The sequence below is a fragment of the Paenalcaligenes suwonensis genome, from assembly GCF_011290505.1.
Taxonomy (GTDB): domain Bacteria; phylum Pseudomonadota; class Gammaproteobacteria; order Burkholderiales; family Burkholderiaceae_B; genus Paenalcaligenes; species Paenalcaligenes suwonensis.
This window is the reverse complement of the sequence record NZ_JAANPV010000001.1, coordinates 631602-648793: the sequence shown is the minus strand read 5'-3', so window position 1 is coordinate 648793 and position 17192 is coordinate 631602. Positions and strand designations below refer to the sequence as shown.

Here is a 17192-nt window from a genome sequence, read left to right as displayed (position 1 = left end):
AGTTCGTTCCTTTCATTGCCTCGCACACTGACAATGGTCTGTAGACATACCCTTGCCAGGCTCACAAAACCTGACGCCATCTTCTGTTCAAAACTGACTATAGCGCCATGACCTCTTCTGCCACACAACAAATATCAACAGTTACCCAGACACTCTGGACACAACTACTGGATCAACTACACCTGATTTCCCAGCAGCATCCAGATGCCGTCTTCGCCAACTCCTTGGCAGCTGAAGATATGGTGATAGAACACGCCATACGCCAACAGCAATTACCTATTACCAGCTTCATGCTCGACACGGGCAGGTTGCCTACGCAAACACTTGAGTTAGCCAAGCGGGTACAAACACATTATCAAAGCGCTATTACAGTTTTGCATCCCGATGCCGACGCTGTTGCCGCTCACGTCTCTGAACACGGTGCCTACGCTTTTTACGAAAGCCTAGCCTTGCGACAAGCCTGTTGCCAGTTACGCAAAGTGCAGCCCTTGCAGCGTTACCTGAAAGGCAAGTCAGCATGGATTACCGGCCAGCGTCGCGAACAATCGCAAACGCGTACAGAGCTACAAGCGCAAGAGTATGACGCGCAATTTGGTCTACAAAAATTTAATCCTTTGCGTGACTGGAACACCGATCAGGTGTGGGAAGTTGTTCGCGCTTTTGCGATTCCCTACAACCCCATGCACGACCAAGGTTATCCCTCTATAGGCTGTGACCCATGCACCCGCGCCATTCGCCCCGGTGAAGACCTGCGTGCAGGTCGCTGGTGGTGGGAACAACGCCATAGCGTGGAATGCGGCTTACACGCATCCCCCTTGTCTCAATCGTCTACTACACAGGAGCTGTCATGAGTGCCCTTCCCTCGTCTCGTACCCATCTGGACTGGCTAGAAGCCGAAGCCATTTACGTGTTGCGGGAGATCGCTGCCGAATGTGAACGCCCTGCACTGCTGTTTTCTGGCGGTAAAGATTCTGCCGTCTTGCTCAAGCTAGCCGAAAAAGCCTTTAGGCCCGGCAAATTACCCTTTCCCTTGCTGCATATAGATACAGGGCACAACTACCCAGAAGTCATCACCTTTAGGGATCAACGTGCCGCAGAGCTTGGCGAAACCTTAATTGTGCGTTCCGTTGAAGACTCTATTGCGCGCGGCACCGTGGTGTTGCGTCACGCAAACTCGTCTCGCAATGGCGCACAAGCCGTCACATTGCTAGAAGCTATTGCTGAGTTCGGCTTTGACGCCTGCATAGGCGGCGCGAGACGCGATGAGGAAAAAGCCCGTGCCAAAGAACGGTTTGTCTCGTTCAGGGACGAATTCGGCCAATGGGACCCCAAGAACCAACGCCCCGAACTTTGGCATCTGTTCAACACGCATATACACCCCGGCGAAAACCTACGCGCTTTTCCTATTTCTAACTGGACGGAACTAGACGTATGGCAATACATCTTGCGTGAAGACATTGACCTGCCGCCCATTTATTACGCCCATGAACGTGAAGTAGTGCGTCGTAATGGGCTGTTGATTCCCAATACCGAACTTACTCCCCCGCAAGAGGGTGAAACCATAGAGCGCGTACAAGTACGTTTTCGCACCGTAGGGGACATTTCTTGCACCTGCCCAGTGGAGTCCAGCGCCGCCTCGCCCGAAGACATTATCCGTGAGACAGCACTTGCCACACTCACAGAGCGCGGTGCCACCCGCATGGATGACCAAAGCTCTGAAGCCTCTATGGAACATCGCAAACGACAAGGATACTTCTAATGAATACCGTTAATGAATCTTGGGTGAACGCTAACACCACCGACGTACTACGTTTCATCACTGCCGGTTCGGTAGACGATGGAAAATCCACGTTAATTGGTCGTCTACTTTTAGACACCCGAGGCGTATTTGCGGATCAACTTACCGCCATCAACAAATCCAAATATCGCCGCACCACCGCTAGCGAACCTGATTTGGCCTTGTTGACGGATGGTTTAGAAGCTGAGCGCGAACAAGGCATCACCATAGATATTGCCTATAGGTACTTCGCCACACCAAAACGCAAATTTATTGTGGCCGATGCACCTGGGCATGAGCAGTACACCCGCAACATGATTACCGGTGCCTCTACCGCACAAGCGGCCATCATTTTGATTGATGCCAGCAAAGCGCGTGATGGCCAATTACTCACGCAGACTCGCCGTCACTCTACTATTGCCCATCTGTTGACTATTCCGCACATTATCGTGGCGATCAACAAAATGGATTTAGTGGATTGGGATGAAGACGTCTTCAACACCATCAAAACCTCCTACGCCAAACTGGCTGCTCAGGTTGGCATCAAGAGCTTCCATGCTATTCCCGTATCGGCATTGCAAGGCGACAACATCAGTCAACGCTCTGAGCACACGCCGTGGTTTACGGACCTGCCACTCTTGCAACGCTTAGAACAGTTGCCCACCGAGACTCCTGCCCCACAACCCGAAGCTCGCCTATTCGTACAATGGGTAATACGCCATGACGGACATAGCGCACAGGCTTTTCGTGGTTATGCTGGGCAACTGCAACGCGGCACACTACGCATAGGTGACAGTATACGTGTATGGCCCAGCCAAACTACGGCGCGCATCAGTTCGCTACTGCGCTCAGGCCAACCCGTCAACAGCGTGCAAGCGGGTGATGCCGTGACGCTTACGCTAGATAAAGAGTTGGATATTTCTCGTGGCGATTTACTCAGCCTTGCCACTGAAGAGCTGCCACTGTCGCGCAGCTTGGACGCCGACCTCTGCTGGCTGGACACCACCGCGCTTAACCCTGCTCGGCACTACTTGCTTAAACAAGGTACACGGCTGACACAAGCCAAACTAACGGCCATTCATCATGTGCGTGATATTGAGACCTTGGAGCCTATTTCTGGCTCGCAAAGTCTGCAAATGAATGATCTGGCATCTGTTAGTCTGACTGTGCGTGACCCCTTAGTAAACGAGGCCTATCAAACCCAACCTGCCACGGGCGCGTTTATCTTGATTGATCCGGCCACGCACCAAACGGCAGCAGCCGGTATGTTGCGCTAAGCCTCCTGCGATCTATAGTGGCGCAGGGTTTCCCTAGCGATGACCAGCTCTTCGTTAGTAGGAATCACACGGATTTCCACCTTGCTATGCGGGGTGGAAATTAACGGTTGATTAGCATCGTTTGCTTCAGCATCCAACTCTAGCCCCAACCATCCTAAGTGGGCCACGATCCTGGCACGTATTTCTGGGCTGTGTTCTCCCACACCCGCCGTAAACACCAACGCATCCACCCCTTGGGCTGATACGCACAGACCTGCCAAACTTTCGGCAACTCTATAAGCATAGTAATCCACCGCTAACTTGGCAGAGGGCGCATCGCTAGCCAGCAATTCGCGCATGTCTCCGCTGATGCCCGAAATACCTTTAAGGCCAGACTCGTTATACAGCAGGTTTTGAATTTGCGCCGCGGTCATGTCTTGCTGCTGCATCCACCACAAGACCACACCTGCATCTAGACGCCCTGGACGAGTAGCCATAGGTAGACCATCTAAGGCCGTAAAACCCATCGTACTTTCACGACTTAAGCCATTTACCACCATCGTGGCAGAAGCCCCTGAACCCAAGTGAGCGACCAAGACGCGTCCTTGATGCAACCTAGGCATATTTTCAGCTAGGTACTCACTAATATACTGGTACGACAACCCGTGAAAGCCGTAGCGACGCACCCCTTGCTCATAGTACTTCTCGGGCAACGCGTAATGGTTCACCATGGTGCTTTGGCAGCAATGAAAAGCCGTATCTACGCAAGCCACTTGCAACATTTCTGGCCAGCGCTCGTTAATCACCGACACGGGCGCTAAGTTATTGTGCTGATGCAAAGGCGCTAAAGGTGCCAGACTATCTAAATACCACAGCACGTCTTCATCAATCACACGACTACCGGTTAGTTTGACACCACCGTGCACAATGCGGTGCCCCACTGCCACCGGCGCTTTATCTAGCTGTGTCGCCAACCATGTCGCCAATAAGTCTTGGGCTTGGCGTAAGTTACCAGCCTCGTCTTCGCTAAGCTTCTGGTTAATGAGCTCTTTGCCGTCCGAGTCTTTTACTTTCAACACGGCGCGTGACGTGCCTATACCCGACACCTGACCACCAAACCAAAAGCGCAATCCTTCCACTTGCTCTTGATCCAGTGCGTAAACGTGAAACTTTAAACTAGAGCTACCCGCGTTCACCACCAATAAGGTATCAATGCTCATGCTAAGCCCCCTGCTGTGCCAAGAGTGCAGCAGCACGTTGTGCGCTTTGGTAGGCGGCATACACCGACGCTACGGCACACGACGCTAATCGCGTTTCCGCACTGTCTGCACGGCTGGTCAAAATAATGGGTACACGACCACCCAGCACAATACCTGCTGCCTTAGCACCAGACATAAAGCTCAGGTTTTTAGCGAGCATATTGCCAGCCTCTAGATCGGGGACTACTAGGATTTGCGCTTTGCCCGCAACCGGCGAGTGAATGCCTTTGATCTTGGCGGCCTCTTCACTAATGGCATTATCTAGCGCTAAGGGGCCATCTACACACCCACCTGTAATTTGCCCACGATCCGCCATTTTGCATAAGGCCGCCGCTTCCAGTGTGCTAGGTATTTTGGCTGTAACCTGTTCTACAGCAGACAATAAGGCGACACGAGGCTCACCCAATCCCAGCCCATGGTGCAGATCAATAGCATTTTGCACAATGTCAGCTTTGGTTGTGAGGTCTGGATGAATATTGATGGCCGCATCCGTAATAAATAGCAAATCGGAATAATTAGGCACATCCATCAAAAACACATGGCTTAATCGACGCTCGGTACGCAACCCTTTACCATCAGTCGCTACCACGGCATGCATAAGCTCGTCAGTATGCAAGCTACCTTTCATGAGCAACTCGGCACGCCCTGCCATAACTTCACGTACTGCTACTTCTGCCGAATCATGACTGTGTGCGGCATTCACAATACGCACACCTGTTATATCTATCTGATGCTCAGCGGCCACCGCTTTAATACGCGACTCTGGCCCTACTAACACCACATCAAAAAAACCTTGTTCACGTGCTTCTAATGCAGCAGAAAGCGATACCTCGTCGCAAGGATGCGCTACAGCGCACACGCGCTTTGCCTGATTTTTTGCCAACGTTATAAATTGGTCATAAAGACTGGACCCGGACATGCTTCACACACTCCCAAAATCAGAACAGTAATCAATAAAAATCAAACTCGTAGTACATCATACTTGGGCTTTACCTGCCTTGTGGCAACGCAAGTGCTACGAGGTATTCCTCACAGCTAAAGTGTAACGGTAGCCTTGAAACCGCTTGCTCCATCCCCATATACAAATAGTAGGTGCTTTAAGAAGGGTGAGAATGCCTAGTTCGCATGATTGGTGCGGCTTAGGTGAAATTTCCAAGCCAGCTAAATCCCTAGGAGAAACACTTACACACCCTAGGTATATAAGCTCTTGAAATACACATTTTCGCCCTTATAATTATTAGCACTCACTCGGGTAGAGTGCTAACACACCACCCGAACCATTTTTATCAAATTCATTTGGTTTTTTTGAACAGGAGTTCAATCATGGCATTACGTCCTCTGAACGATCGCGTGATCGTAAAGCGTCTGGACAACGAGCGCACCACTGCCTCCGGTATTGTTATCCCTGAGAGCGCTGCTGAGAAGCCTGATCAAGGCGAAGTGCTGGCAGTAGGTCCCGGCAAACGCACAGATGACGGTAAGGTTCAACCCCTGGACCTGAAAGTCGGCGATAAAATTTTGTTCGGCAAATACGCTGGTCAGGCTGTCAAAGTAGACGGCGAAGAGCTGCTCGTTATCCGCGAAGAAGAAGTTCTCGCGATCATCGAGTAATCCTACGTCTCACGTACTAAATTCTAGGAAGAACTAACAATGGCTGCTAAACAAGTATTTTTTGGTGATGACGCCCGCTCCCGTATCGTTCGCGGCGTAAACACATTGGCTAACGCTGTAAAAACAACCATGGGCCCTAAAGGCCGTAACGTGGTTCTGGATCGCTCTTTCGGCGCTCCTACCGTGACTAAAGACGGTGTTTCCGTTGCTAAAGAAATCGAACTGAAAGACAAATTCGAAAACATCGGCGCTCAGCTGGTAAAAGAAGTTGCTTCCAAAACTTCCGACAACGCTGGTGACGGTACTACTACCGCTACTGTATTGGCTCAAGCCATCGTTGAAGAAGGTCTGAAATACGTTGCCGCTGGCATCAACCCAATGGACCTGAAACGCGGTATCGACAAAGCGGTTGCTGTAACCGTTGAAGAACTGCGCAAATTGTCCCGTCCTTGCGCCACCAGCAAAGAAATCGCTCAAGTAGGTTCTATCTCTGCTAACAGCGATTCCTCCATCGGCGAAATCATTGCTAACGCCATGGACAAAGTGGGTAAAGAAGGTGTGATTACTGTTGAAGACGGTAAGTCCTTGGAAAACGAACTGGACGTAGTAGAAGGTATGCAGTTCGACCGTGGCTACCTGTCTCCTTACTTCATCACCAACCCAGACAAACAAGTTGCTGCAATGGATGAGCCTTTCATCCTGATCTTCGACAAGAAAATCAGCAACATCCGTGACCTGCTGCCAGTTCTGGAGCAAGTTGCTAAATCCAGCCGTCCTCTGCTGATCATCGCTGAAGACGTAGAAGGCGAAGCACTGGCTACTCTGGTTGTGAACAACATCCGCGGTATCCTGAAAACTGTTGCTGTTAAAGCCCCAGGCTTCGGCGATCGTCGCAAAGCCATGTTGGAAGACATCGCTATCCTGACAGGCGGTACCGTAATCTCCGAAGAAACCGGTATGTCTCTGGAAACAACTACTCTTGAGCACTTGGGTCAAGCCAAACGCATCGAAGTAGCTAAAGAAAACACAACGATCATTGATGGCGCAGGCGACAGCCCATCCATCGAAGCACGCGTAAAACAAATCCGCGTTCAGATCGAAGAAGCAACTTCCGATTACGATCGTGAAAAACTGCAAGAGCGCGTAGCCAAATTGGCTGGCGGTGTTGCTGTGATCCGCGTTGGTGCTGCTACTGAAGTAGAAATGAAAGAGAAAAAAGCTCGCGTGGAAGATGCTCTGCACGCCACTCGCGCTGCGGTAGAAGAAGGTATTGTTCCTGGCGGTGGTGTTGCTCTGATTCGTGCACGTGCTGCTGTTGCTGCACTGACAGGCGACAACCTGGACCAAGACGCTGGTATCAAACTGGTACTGCGCGCTATCGAAGCTCCTCTGCGCACTATCGTTGCTAACGCTGGCGACGAGCCAAGCGTAGTCGTGAACGCTGTTGCTGCTGGCGAAGGTAACTACGGTTACAACGCTTCCACAGGCGAGTACACAGACTTGGTAGCTGCTGGTGTTCTGGATCCAACTAAAGTAACACGTACAGCCCTGCAAAACGCTGCATCCGTTGCTAGCTTGTTGCTGACAACTGAAGTTGCCGTTGCTGAAATCGCTGACGACAAAGCAGACGGTGGCATGCCTGATATGGGTGGCATGGGCGGTATGGGTGGTATGGGCGGCATGGGCGGCTTCTAAGCACCCATCCTCCTTCACGCCTTGTATAGCAAGGCGTGAAACCCCACTAAAAACCCTGCAGCGTGCTGCAGGGTTTTTTCTTTTCTCCTGTACCTATCTACACGAATTACGATCATGATATGATCTATATACGTTTCATATATAGGTAAGGTATGGGTATAGTAAATATTGACGATGAACTGCACGATCAACTGCGTAAAGCCAGCGCTGTCGCCTGCAGGTCTATCAACGCTCAAGCTGCTTTCTGGATCAAAATGGGCATGCTCTGTGAAATGAACCCCACGGTGCCATTTAATGATCTAGTCGCCCGCGAACTTCAGGCCGCCGGCGTAGACCCACATGCAGTAAGTGGAACTGGCTTATGATTAAAAGCCCAGAAGAAATCGCACTCATGGCCGAATCAGGCAGGTTGCTTGCTTCGGTGTTTGCTCACCTAGATACCTACAATCTGCTAGGCATGTCTACCATGCAGGTAAATGACCTTGTAGATCACTTCATCATCCACACTCTGCAAGCGCGCCCTGCTAGCAAAGGCCAATATGGCTTTGCGTACTCGCTAAACTCGTCCCCCAACCATGTGGTGTGCCATGGCGTGCCATCATCCTCGGTAATACTTAAAGACGGTGACATCGTTAATTTTGATATCACCCTAGAGAAAAATGGCTATATCGCCGACTCTAGCAAAACCTACCTAGTGGGTAACGTATCACCCGCTGCTAAAAAGTTAGTGCAAATCACCTACGAAGCCATGTGGAAAGGCATTCATGCTGTACGCCCTGGCGCCAGACTAGGAGATATAGGCTACGCCATCGAACGTCATGCTCGCCTGCATGGCTACTCTATAGTCCGAGAGTATTGTGGCCATGGTATTGGCAAAGAAATGCACGAACAACCAGACGTATTGCATTGGGGTAAGCCCAAAACGGGGCAAACCTTAAAAGAAGGTATGGTCTTTACGATTGAGCCTATGGTGAATCAAGGCCGACGTGACGTGTACACCGAACACGATGGTTGGACAGTCGTGACCGATGACGGAAAGCTTTCTGCGCAGTTTGAACATACCGTTGCCGTCACACGCACTGGCGTCAAAGTACTCACCTTGCGCGACGAAGAAAAATAGTCCGTCTGCAACCTTCTACACAGGGCTGTCTGACTGCATAAACGTAGAGGGCGCACGCCCCAACTGTTTTTTAAACATAGCAGAAAAGGCCGCAGGGCTTTCATAGCCTAAATCCAATGCGATTTGCGTCACCGTTTGCCCTGTGGATAAGTGTGCTAACGCCGCCATCAAACACGCCTGTTTTCGCCACTCACCAAAGGACATACCTGTTTGCTGTCTGAAAAAACGGGTGAAAGTACGCAAACTTTGATGCAATGCGTCAGCCCAATCTTGGGGTGTAGATTGAATACTGGGCTGGTGTAAAAACCGCCTGCAATGCTGTGCCAGCATCGTGTCATAGGGTAATGGCGCAAAAACGGGGATAGCTGGCGCACGACCCACTTCGTACAACAACAACTGCATCAACGCACCATCACGCCCGTTAAGTTCGTACAACGCGGGCACCTCTACCGAGGCCAATAATAAATGGTGCAGTAACGGCGAAATTATTAGGGCTTCACATTGCAAGGTTCCCCTAGGCACGGCATCTGGCTCTATGTACAAACTACGTGTACTTACACCTTGCATGCGTACACGATGCGGTTGCCCCGCTGGAATCCACACACCACTGTACGGCGGTATCACCCATGCCCCCACCTCGGTTTCCACCTCCATCAAGCCGCTCATGCCATACAGCATCTGTGCTCTACGGTGACTATGCGTATCCAGCAACGTGCCTGGCAGATAGTCCGTACCTATAGCCAGTACAGGGCGATCTACTGCATCTACCTCACTTAATCGTACGTTGTGCATCACTTTCTCTATTTGGCCGAAATTCAATCATTATTGACCAATAAGCGAAAGCAAGCCAGATAGTAGTTGCCTATAGTACAGTTTTGATTCTTGAGGTTTCCCATGTATTGGCTGCTTTTAGGCTTTGGTTTGCTGACTGGTGTCACGACGGTGCTATTTGGTTTTGGTGGTGGCTTTATCGTCGTACCACTACTCTATACCCTACTGATTGCCCTGCACGGTACCCAAAGCGAAATAGGTCAGGCGGCCATGCATATTGCTGTTGCCACCTCTACCTGCGTCATGATCTTTGGTACCGGCTTGGCAACACGCCGCCACTTTATCGCTGGCACACTCCGCTGGGACCTTATACGTCCTTTTATGCTGTACATCGCAATAGGAGCGGTACTGGGAGCAACCGCAGCACTGAATCTGAACGCGTCGTGGCTACGATGGGCATTTATTATTTACTTGCTACTCACCATCCTAGATAGCGTGTTTAGGCCCGGCTTTATGCACGAAAGCCAAAATAACATACGTCCTATGTCTACCGCCCAAACAGCCTCATTAGGAATCATTATTGGTGGCTTTGCCGCATTACTAGGCGTAGGAGGTAGTGTCATGACGGTACCCCTCATGCGTAGACGCGGTGCCAGCATGACTAGCGCCACAGCGATGGCAAACCCCTTATCACTGCCCATGGCGATATCCGGCACCTTAACCTACATGATTTTGGCATCCAGAGAGCACGTCTCACTAGGCTCTTGGCATATAGGTTATGTAGACGTGGCGGCTTGCATAATCTTGGTAGCAGGCTCATGGATAGGCATTCGTGTCGCTGCCCGGTGGATAGGCCGCATCCCCGATCGTATTCACGCCAAAATTTATATCTTGCTGCTGTGCATGGTTTTAGGCGTCATGATTGCGGTGTGACCCTACACACCACAAAAAGGGCAGATCCGCCTAGCTCCTATCGTACCGCCATGCCAGGCGCAAGGCTTTGTCTTATAATGGATGCTCATGCAACAGGCACCAACCTTAGTTGGTGCCTTTCTTTAGACTACGCCACGCCTACACATGAACACCTTCAACGCCAAACTAGAACACGCCTGGAATCAGACCAATTCACTGTTGATGGTGGGCTTAGACCCTGACCCCAACCGCTTTCCTGCTGAACTGCGTGAGCGTCCTAATGCCATTTTTGAGTTTTGTCGCCAAATCGTCGATGCGACAGCTGAATATGCGTGCGGTATCAAACCACAAATTGCGTACTTTGCTTCCGATGCGGCCGAAGCGCAGTTAGAAGAGCTGTGCCAATACGTGCGCGAGCATTACCCTTGGTTGCCTATAGTGCTGGATGCCAAACGTGGCGACATAGGCTCCACTGCCAACCACTACGCACTAGAAGCCTTTGGCCGTTACCAAGCGGATGCGGTGACCGTAAACCCATACATGGGTTTTGACTCCGTAGAGCCCTACCTAGAATGGGAAGAAAAAGGTGTGATCGTGCTGTGTCGCACCTCAAATGCTGGTGGTTCTGATCTGCAATTTTTAAAACTGGAAAACGGCCAACCGTTGTACCTGCATGTCGCAGAACTGGTCGCTAACAAGTGGAACAAAAATGGGCAGTGTGGTTTGGTCGTTGGGGCGACTTTCCCCGAAGAAATTGCTGCGGTACGACAACACGTAGGGGATATGCCTTTGCTGATTCCTGGCATTGGCGCTCAAGGTGGCGATATTCCTGCTACGGTTGTAGCGGGTGCTAGCAGCACAGGCAATGGCATGATGATTAACTCATCACGCGCCATTTTGTACGCTAGCCAAGGCGAAGACTGGCGCGAAGCCGCTGCACAGGCGGCTCGCCAAACCCGCGACGCTATCAATCAAGCACGCGGCCGTTAACACTTAAAGTGACGTGAAAGCGCTGTGCAAAATAAATTGCACAGCCTGTTCACGTACTTGTGTTCTATCGCCATCAAAAGTCTGGGTATAAGCGCGAGCCGACACGCCTTCATCCGTGCGTCTGGCTACCGCAAAACACACCATACCCACAGGCTTACCCGCCGTTGCCCCTCCCGGTCCTGCTATACCCGTCGTAGAGATAGCAAGATCGGCCTTAGGCACAACAGCCAGCACACCTGCTGCCATTTCCATGGCGGTTTCTTCACTGACAGCACCAAAGCGCTCTAAGGTATCTGTGCTGACACCTAGATCTTCCTGCTTGGCTTCGTTGCTGTAAGTCACATAACCACGCTCAAACCAATTGCTAGAACCGGCAATAGCAGTACACGCGCCCGCCACTAAACCACCAGTGCAGGACTCAGCCGTCGCCAAGAACATTTTTTCGCGCATGAGCTTGTCGCCCAACGCTGTAGCTAGATCATGAAGGGATGTATTCAGCATTTAGAACACCTCGAAACGTACCAATAGCGCCATGATGATCACTACATATAGCGCAGCAAGTAAATCGTCCAACATCACCCCGAAACCACCTTTAAAACGGCGATCCAAGAAGCGAATAGGCTCTGGCTTAACAATATCAAAAAAGCGGAACAGAATAAATGCGCACAACTGCGCCCAGAAGCCCGCTGGCGTAAAACACAACACCAACCAAATAGCGACCGCCTCATCCCAATTCATCCCGCTGTGGTCGGGCTCACCCAATTCATCGCCAACTTTCTGACTTACCCAGCAGCCCACGATAAACGCGACCACACCCACAATCAGCGCCACCGACAACGGCAGAAACTGGCCCAATACTGCCCAAAGCCCCCAGCCCAATACGGTGCCCCAGGTGCCTGGTCCGGGATAAATCACACCACTACCAAAACCAAAAGCGATAATGCGTTCGGGACGCTCAAACACCCAACGTAGTGAGGGACGGGATTGTTGAGAGTAATCTTTAACCATGCTTATTTCCTGTAGCACAGGCGTCATCAGGCAAAATGATCAAACCCCTGATGAGCTAATAGAATAGGTTGGCCTGCTTGGTCTAGCACACGTAGACCAGCGCCACTGATAATACGCCCTATGCGGTGCAATGCAATCTGGTGCTCGGCAGCTAAGGCCTGCAACTTTTCTCGCTGTGCCGGTGCCGCTGTAAAGCACAACTGAAACACATCGCCCCCTGCTAATACCGCTTCCTGCTGCAAAGGCAATGGCAACCCGTGTAGCGCAGCATGCACAGGAAGCATGGGCCAGTGCACCTCTGCACCGCATTGGCTAGCTTTTAAAATATGGCCTAAATCTTGTGCAAGACCATCTGATATATCAATAGCAGCATGTGCCACACCGGGTAGGTGCTGGGCAAATGCCACGGGAGGGGCCGGGTTTTCCAACGCCGCTCTGGAATCGTGTAATCGCTGTGCATCCATTGGCAAACTACCGCTTAAATAGCGTAGCGCCAAATCGGCCGCACCTAAGTAATCACTGACCCAAATATCATCATCAATGTGGGCATGACTACGGAGCAAAGCCTTGCCTGACGGGACTTCACCCATCACTGTCACACCTATGGTGATGTGATCTAACGATCGCGTGGTATCGCCACCAATTAAAGGACAGCAATACGCATCGGCCATTTCTAAGAAGCCACGGCTAAATGCTGCCAGCCACGCTTCGTCTACTGAAGGCAATGCCAAACTCAACAAGCACGCACGTGCTGATGCACCAGCTGCTGCCAAATCTGACAGGTTGACCGCTAACGCTTTGCGCCCCAATAAATAGGGATCCACATCCGAGAAAAAGTGCCGCCCTTCCAGCAACAAGTCGGTACTGGTGGCCATATCGTAGCCAGCGCGCAATGAAAAAATCGCACAGTCGTCACCCACACCTACCATTTTTTCAGGGGCAGGACGGGTGAAATACTGTGCGATTAGATCAAATTCTTTGGGCAACTCAGCTGCGATTCTGGTATTTCTTCACTTCAGCAGGACGTACTGCCGCTGCTACACGGTCTAGAACACCATTCACGAACTTAAAGCCATCGGTGCCACCAAACTCTTTTGCCAACTCAACAGCTTCGTTGATAGCAACACGATAAGGCACTTCTACATGATGGGCTAACTCGTAGCTACCCAACAGTAAAATTCCGTGCTCAATAGGAGACAGCTCTTCTAAAGGACGATCCACATGCGGCATAAACTGCTCGCGCAGTTCAGGTGCTTCTTGGATTACCCCGTAAAACAGCGTGTGATACCACTGCGCATCGGCGTCGTTAAAGTATTCTTCACCACGTATGTGGGCATCGATGGCACCCGCTTCGCGCGTGCCATCTACACCACGGATCAACCACGCATAGATCCCCTGCAACGCAAACTCGCGCGACCGTCTACGGGCGCTGCGAGTAGGGTTTTGGCGACCGTTACTGCCCGGTGCTTTATTCGTCGTCGTTGTCAAAATCTTCTTCCTCTTCGAACTCGTCTTCTTCATCGAAGTCGGGTTCCAGCAATGCCATTAAATTGGCCATTTCTACTGCTGTACGGGCACAATCACGGCCTTTTTCAGCAGCGCGCACCTGCGCTTGTTCATCATTTTCGGTAGTCAGAATACCGTTGGCAATAGGCATGCCCATTTCCAACGACACACGGCTAATTGCCGCAGCGCTTTCATTACTGACAATCTCGAAGTGGTAGGTTTCACCACGGATTACAGCACCCAATGCCACTAAGGCATCGAATTCACCCGTTTCAGCCATTTGGGCCAAAATCAAACCTGCTTCCAGAGCACCTGGGATAGACAGTACGGTGATATCACGCGCATCTACACCCAAGGCCACCAGTTCAGCCACACACGCTTCCAGCTGTGCTGTACCGATTTCTTCGTTGAAACGAGCACGCACAATACCAATGTGCAGGCCTTCGCCATTAAAGTCAGGATTTACGATATAAGGATTCATAGTGGCGGCTCCGATCAAGCAGAATGAGTTGGTTCGCTATAGTAACCCGTAATGGTCAGGGCAAAGCCTGCCATGCTTGGCATTTTACGTGGTCGGGCTAACAATTTTGCCTTACCCACGTTCAAATCACGCAAAATTTGGGCCCCAATGCCATAGGTACGCAAATCATAACGGTGCTGACGCTGTTCGCCAGACTCGGTAGACGAGGCTGCCGCTTGGCGTGCTGCAAACTGCTCGAACAACGCTTCTGTTTCACCTTGGCAGTTCATCAGTACCACTACCCCTGCCTCGGATTGTTTAATCACATCCAATGCAGCAGCAACCGTCCAGCTGTGCTCTTTACCTTCTGAGCACAACAAATCTAATACAGTTGTTGGTTCGTGTACACGCACCAACGTTTCCGTTTCGGGTGTAATCGTGCCGTGCTGCAACGCTAAATGCAGTGCACCCGACGCCAAATCACGGTAACCAACCGCTTGGAATTTCCCCCATGGTGTGGTCAGTTCGTTATCAAACAAACGCTCAACCATGGACTCATGCTCGCTACGGTATTGAATCAGGTCGGCAATAGTACCAATCTTCAAACCATGCTCGCGTGCAAACACAACGAGGTCTGGCAAACGTGCCATGCTGCCGTCGGGTTTCAGGATTTCACAGATAGCCGCGGCAGGGGTCAAACCAGCCATGCGAGTTAAGTCGCAACCAGCCTCAGTATGACCAGCTCGTACCAACACACCGCCATTGACGGCTTTCACTGGGAAAATATGCCCAGGCTGTACTAAATCAGCAGGTTTAGCATCATGTGCCACTGCTGCTTTGATCGTGCGCGCACGATCTGCTGCCGAAATACCGGTAGCAACACCTTCGGCAGCCTCGATGGAAACTGTGAAGTTAGTACCGAAACGCGTTCCATTACGCGAAGCCATCAAGGGCAGATCCAGTTGTTGGCAACGCTCTTCGGTTAGGGTCAAACACACCAAGCCGCGTGCATGGGTAACCATGAAGTTAATGGCCTCTGGCGTGATGAACTCAGCTGCCATCACTAGGTCGCCTTCGTTCTCTCGATCTTCTTCGTCGACCAGAATCACCATCCGACCAGCCCGTAGCTCAGCCACGATCTCGGTCACGGATGAAATTGCTTGTTGCATATCCGCTTCGGAAAGCTCTGTCTGTAATGTATGACTCATGACATTCCTGCTTTATAGTAGATAGCTCCATTTTAGCGCTTGCACGGCCAATTCGTACAATACGCTGATGGCGTGTGCCAATATCACTCATCAACCCAACACTTTTGTTATCCCTGTGCTAGAACGCGAGCTGAAACTGTATGTGCCTGAGCAGAGCCGGAAGGGGCTACTGGAACAGGTTGCAGCATTAAACCCTTCCCTCCAACCCCTACATGCTATTTACTTTGACACGCCAACTCGGGCGCTGGCCAAAGCACGCACGGCACTGCGATTGCGCCTAGAGGGCGACCAGTGGGTTCAGACCTTAAAGACTGCCGGCCCCGATGAATTATCGAAGCTGGAATACAACCACGTACGCCCTACGCCTACGCTGGATTTAACCCTGTATGACAACATAGAGGCAGCATCAGCCGTGCTACAGCACGCCCCTGCCTTAGCGCCGCGCTATGAAACGCGTATTGAACGCCATCATGTACGCCTTGACTGCAACGGCTCTACTGTAGAAATCGCGCTAGACAACGGCTTTATTCAAGCCGGTCACTATCAACTCCCAGTCCATGAAATTGAGTTTGAACTCATTGAAGGTGAGGTTTCCAGCATTTTTCAGCTTAGTTCTGAATGGCTAGAGCGCTTTGGACTGGTGATAGACTTGCGCAGTAAATCTGAACGCGGCGATATCTTGGCGCAAGTCGTAGACAGTGGCGCAACCAGCGACGACGCTCTGCATACTGCGCTATACCCCGCTTACCGACTACACTCACACGCCTTTCCGGCTATTCACGACCTGCAGCAAGGTTATGTGGACAGCGCCTTACTGTATTTGGGTCAAATCATTCGTAATGCCTCGCTATTGGCTGGCATTGACGGACATGAAGCCGATGAAGAGCAACAAGCCACTAATTTGGCGTTAATGCGAGTAGGCATGCGTAGATTACGTTCCTGCCGCCGATTGTTCAGCCCATGGATGAGCACCGCCGAACAAGCTGCTACACGCGAAATGCGCCCCTTCTTTGCCTTATTTGGCGCAGCGAGGGACTCTGACCTACTTAGTCTTGAAACACTGCCCAGACTGATGCTTGCAGGCTTACCCGGCCCGGCACTGATTTTGCCCACTACCGCCAGCACGAATGCTGAAATACAGCAGTTAGCCGCTAGCCCCGAGTTCCAGCGCTGTTTACTCAACAATCTGGCTCAACTGCTCAGCGGTCAAAGCCTACTTCCCGAAGAAACCGATGCGGTACAGGCTAAGCCTTATTTAGCTCTGCACGCTGTATTGCGAGCTCAACTGCAATCTATTCAGTTACGCAGCCAAAATTTTGCTGAACTAAGCCAACGCCAACAGCACCGACTACGTAATCGCATTAAAACCTTGCGCTACTGCTTAGAGTTTTTAGGTACCTCATCACACCGGCCCTTATATGATGCCCTACGCAACACCCAGCATTTTTTAGGCAAAATTACCGACTGTGATGTGACCCACGAATGGTGCCAACAAAACCTAGAAGATACTGAGCAACGTAACTGGGCACTGGGCTGGTTAACCGCCACCCGCCAACATTATGTGAAACAAGCCAAAAAAGTCTTAAAGCAGCTAGTACACACCGCGTACCCAGAATAAA

At 51.1% G+C, this 17192-nt stretch carries 19 protein-coding genes; 10 read left to right on the top strand and 9 right to left on the bottom strand.

Going from position 1 to position 17192, the window contains the following annotated elements; translation table 11 throughout:
• Positions 1-107 precede the first annotated feature (107 nt).
• The 3 genes from GY634_RS03050 to GY634_RS03040 are packed head-to-tail and all read left to right on the top strand — an operon-like array spanning position 108 to position 3054.
• On the top strand, positions 108-851 hold the full coding sequence (locus GY634_RS03050) for a phosphoadenylyl-sulfate reductase (RefSeq protein WP_166407081.1): 744 nt from the start codon (positions 108-110) through the stop codon (positions 849-851).
• Positions 848-1759, top strand: a complete 912-nt coding sequence (cysD, locus tag GY634_RS03045; protein WP_166407080.1) for a sulfate adenylyltransferase subunit CysD — start codon at positions 848-850, stop codon at positions 1757-1759. The genes GY634_RS03050 and cysD overlap by 4 nt, the downstream gene beginning before the upstream one ends.
• Positions 1759-3054: a sulfate adenylyltransferase subunit 1 gene (locus GY634_RS03040; protein ID WP_166407079.1), complete on the top strand. Its 1296-nt coding sequence runs from the start codon at positions 1759-1761 to the stop codon at positions 3052-3054. Before cysD ends, GY634_RS03040 begins: the two co-directional genes overlap by 1 nt.
• Here GY634_RS03040 and GY634_RS03035 read toward each other — a convergent pair.
• Both GY634_RS03035 and GY634_RS03030 read right to left on the bottom strand, forming a co-directional pair.
• The gene (locus GY634_RS03035; protein ID WP_166407078.1) at positions 3051-4253 is read right to left on the bottom strand and encodes an acetate/propionate family kinase; all 1203 of its coding nucleotides are present in this window, start codon (positions 4251-4253) and stop codon (positions 3051-3053) included. The genes GY634_RS03040 and GY634_RS03035 overlap by 4 nt on opposite strands.
• 1 nt (position 4254) lies before the next feature.
• Positions 4255-5211: a phosphate acetyltransferase gene (locus GY634_RS03030; RefSeq protein ID WP_166407077.1), complete on the bottom strand. Its 957-nt coding sequence runs from the start codon at positions 5209-5211 to the stop codon at positions 4255-4257.
• 404 nt (positions 5212-5615) lie between these two features.
• Here GY634_RS03030 and GY634_RS03025 point away from each other — a divergent pair, with 404 nt between their 5' ends.
• From GY634_RS03025 to map, 4 genes are all read left to right on the top strand, one after another.
• Positions 5616-5903 (top strand): co-chaperone GroES, encoded by a 288-nt coding sequence (locus GY634_RS03025; protein ID WP_166407076.1) that lies wholly within the window; start codon positions 5616-5618, stop codon positions 5901-5903.
• A gap of 39 nt (positions 5904-5942) precedes the next feature.
• Positions 5943-7598, top strand: coding sequence for a chaperonin GroEL (groL, locus tag GY634_RS03020; protein WP_166407075.1), 1656 nt, complete (start codon positions 5943-5945; stop codon positions 7596-7598).
• Positions 7599-7750: 152 nt separating this feature from the next.
• A complete protein-coding gene (locus tag GY634_RS03015) occupies positions 7751-7963 on the top strand; it encodes a ParD-like family protein (RefSeq protein ID WP_166407074.1) in 213 nt (70 codons plus the stop codon).
• On the top strand, positions 7960-8718 hold the full coding sequence (gene map / locus GY634_RS03010) for a type I methionyl aminopeptidase (protein WP_166407073.1): 759 nt from the start codon (positions 7960-7962) through the stop codon (positions 8716-8718). The genes GY634_RS03015 and map overlap by 4 nt, the downstream gene beginning before the upstream one ends.
• 15 nt (positions 8719-8733) lie before the next feature.
• Here map and GY634_RS03005 read toward each other — a convergent pair whose 3' ends face one another.
• Positions 8734-9510, bottom strand: a complete 777-nt coding sequence (locus GY634_RS03005; protein WP_166407072.1) for an AraC family transcriptional regulator — start codon at positions 9508-9510, stop codon at positions 8734-8736.
• Between the two features lie 102 nt (positions 9511-9612).
• Between GY634_RS03005 and GY634_RS03000 the strand changes: the two genes are divergently transcribed.
• On the top strand, positions 9613-10422 hold the full coding sequence (locus GY634_RS03000; protein WP_166407071.1) for a sulfite exporter TauE/SafE family protein: 810 nt from the start codon (positions 9613-9615) through the stop codon (positions 10420-10422).
• Positions 10423-10566: 144 nt separating this feature from the next.
• A complete protein-coding gene (gene pyrF, locus GY634_RS02995; protein ID WP_166407070.1) occupies positions 10567-11391 on the top strand; it encodes an orotidine-5'-phosphate decarboxylase in 825 nt (274 codons plus the stop codon).
• Positions 11392-11394: 3 nt separating this feature from the next.
• Here pyrF and GY634_RS02990 read toward each other — a convergent pair whose 3' ends face one another.
• Genes GY634_RS02990 through ribBA form a run of 6 tightly spaced genes read right to left on the bottom strand, consistent with a single transcriptional unit; the run spans position 11395 to position 15573 of the window.
• A complete protein-coding gene (locus GY634_RS02990) occupies positions 11395-11892 on the bottom strand; it encodes a CinA family protein (protein WP_166407069.1) in 498 nt (165 codons plus the stop codon).
• Complete coding sequence (locus GY634_RS02985) at positions 11893-12399, bottom strand: phosphatidylglycerophosphatase A family protein (protein ID WP_242683584.1); 507 nt, start codon at positions 12397-12399, stop codon at positions 11893-11895.
• A 26-nt stretch (positions 12400-12425) separates the two neighbouring features.
• A complete protein-coding gene (gene thiL / locus GY634_RS02980; protein ID WP_166407067.1) occupies positions 12426-13385 on the bottom strand; it encodes a thiamine-phosphate kinase in 960 nt (319 codons plus the stop codon).
• A 1-nt stretch (position 13386) separates the two neighbouring features.
• Positions 13387-13920, bottom strand: coding sequence for a transcription antitermination factor NusB (nusB, locus tag GY634_RS02975; RefSeq protein WP_166407066.1), 534 nt, complete (start codon positions 13918-13920; stop codon positions 13387-13389).
• The gene (ribH, locus tag GY634_RS02970; protein WP_166407065.1) at positions 13868-14386 is read right to left on the bottom strand and encodes a 6,7-dimethyl-8-ribityllumazine synthase; all 519 of its coding nucleotides are present in this window, start codon (positions 14384-14386) and stop codon (positions 13868-13870) included. Before ribH ends, nusB begins: the two co-directional genes overlap by 53 nt.
• 14 nt (positions 14387-14400) lie before the next feature.
• Entirely contained in the window at positions 14401-15573 is a 1173-nt protein-coding gene (gene ribBA, locus GY634_RS02965; RefSeq protein ID WP_166407064.1) for a bifunctional 3,4-dihydroxy-2-butanone-4-phosphate synthase/GTP cyclohydrolase II, read from the bottom strand.
• A 67-nt stretch (positions 15574-15640) separates the two neighbouring features.
• Between ribBA and GY634_RS02960 the strand changes: the two genes are divergently transcribed.
• Positions 15641-17191 carry a CYTH and CHAD domain-containing protein gene (locus GY634_RS02960; RefSeq protein ID WP_166407063.1) on the top strand — a complete coding sequence of 517 codons (1551 nt, stop codon included), beginning with the start codon at positions 15641-15643 and terminating at the stop codon, positions 17189-17191.
• Position 17192: the final 1 nt, after the last annotated feature.

Bases quoted from the DNA above. Each gene is read 5' to 3' on its own strand.
- GY634_RS03050 (WP_166407081.1), top strand. From the start codon at position 108: ATGACCTCTTCTGCCACACAACAAATATCAACAGTTACCCAGACACTC.
- cysD (WP_166407080.1), top strand. From the start codon at position 848: ATGAGTGCCCTTCCCTCGTCTCGTACCCATCTGGACTGGCTAGAAGCC.
- GY634_RS03040 (WP_166407079.1), top strand. From the start codon at position 1,759: ATGAATACCGTTAATGAATCTTGGGTGAACGCTAACACCACCGACGTA.
- GY634_RS03035 (WP_166407078.1), bottom strand. From the start codon at position 4,253: ATGAGCATTGATACCTTATTGGTGGTGAACGCGGGTAGCTCTAGTTTA.
- GY634_RS03030 (WP_166407077.1), bottom strand. From the start codon at position 5,211: ATGTCCGGGTCCAGTCTTTATGACCAATTTATAACGTTGGCAAAAAAT.
- GY634_RS03025 (WP_166407076.1), top strand. From the start codon at position 5,616: ATGGCATTACGTCCTCTGAACGATCGCGTGATCGTAAAGCGTCTGGAC.
- groL (WP_166407075.1), top strand. From the start codon at position 5,943: ATGGCTGCTAAACAAGTATTTTTTGGTGATGACGCCCGCTCCCGTATC.
- GY634_RS03015 (WP_166407074.1), top strand. From the start codon at position 7,751: ATGGGTATAGTAAATATTGACGATGAACTGCACGATCAACTGCGTAAA.
- map (WP_166407073.1), top strand. From the start codon at position 7,960: ATGATTAAAAGCCCAGAAGAAATCGCACTCATGGCCGAATCAGGCAGG.
- GY634_RS03005 (WP_166407072.1), bottom strand. From the start codon at position 9,510: ATGCACAACGTACGATTAAGTGAGGTAGATGCAGTAGATCGCCCTGTA.
- GY634_RS03000 (WP_166407071.1), top strand. From the start codon at position 9,613: ATGTATTGGCTGCTTTTAGGCTTTGGTTTGCTGACTGGTGTCACGACG.
- pyrF (WP_166407070.1), top strand. From the start codon at position 10,567: ATGAACACCTTCAACGCCAAACTAGAACACGCCTGGAATCAGACCAAT.
- GY634_RS02990 (WP_166407069.1), bottom strand. From the start codon at position 11,892: ATGCTGAATACATCCCTTCATGATCTAGCTACAGCGTTGGGCGACAAG.
- GY634_RS02985 (WP_242683584.1), bottom strand. From the start codon at position 12,399: ATGGTTAAAGATTACTCTCAACAATCCCGTCCCTCACTACGTTGGGTG.
- nusB (WP_166407066.1), bottom strand. From the start codon at position 13,920: ATGAAGAAGACGAGTTCGAAGAGGAAGAAGATTTTGACAACGACGACG.
- ribH (WP_166407065.1), bottom strand. From the start codon at position 14,386: ATGAATCCTTATATCGTAAATCCTGACTTTAATGGCGAAGGCCTGCAC.
- ribBA (WP_166407064.1), bottom strand. From the start codon at position 15,573: ATGAGTCATACATTACAGACAGAGCTTTCCGAAGCGGATATGCAACAA.
- GY634_RS02960 (WP_166407063.1), top strand. From the start codon at position 15,641: ATGGCGTGTGCCAATATCACTCATCAACCCAACACTTTTGTTATCCCT.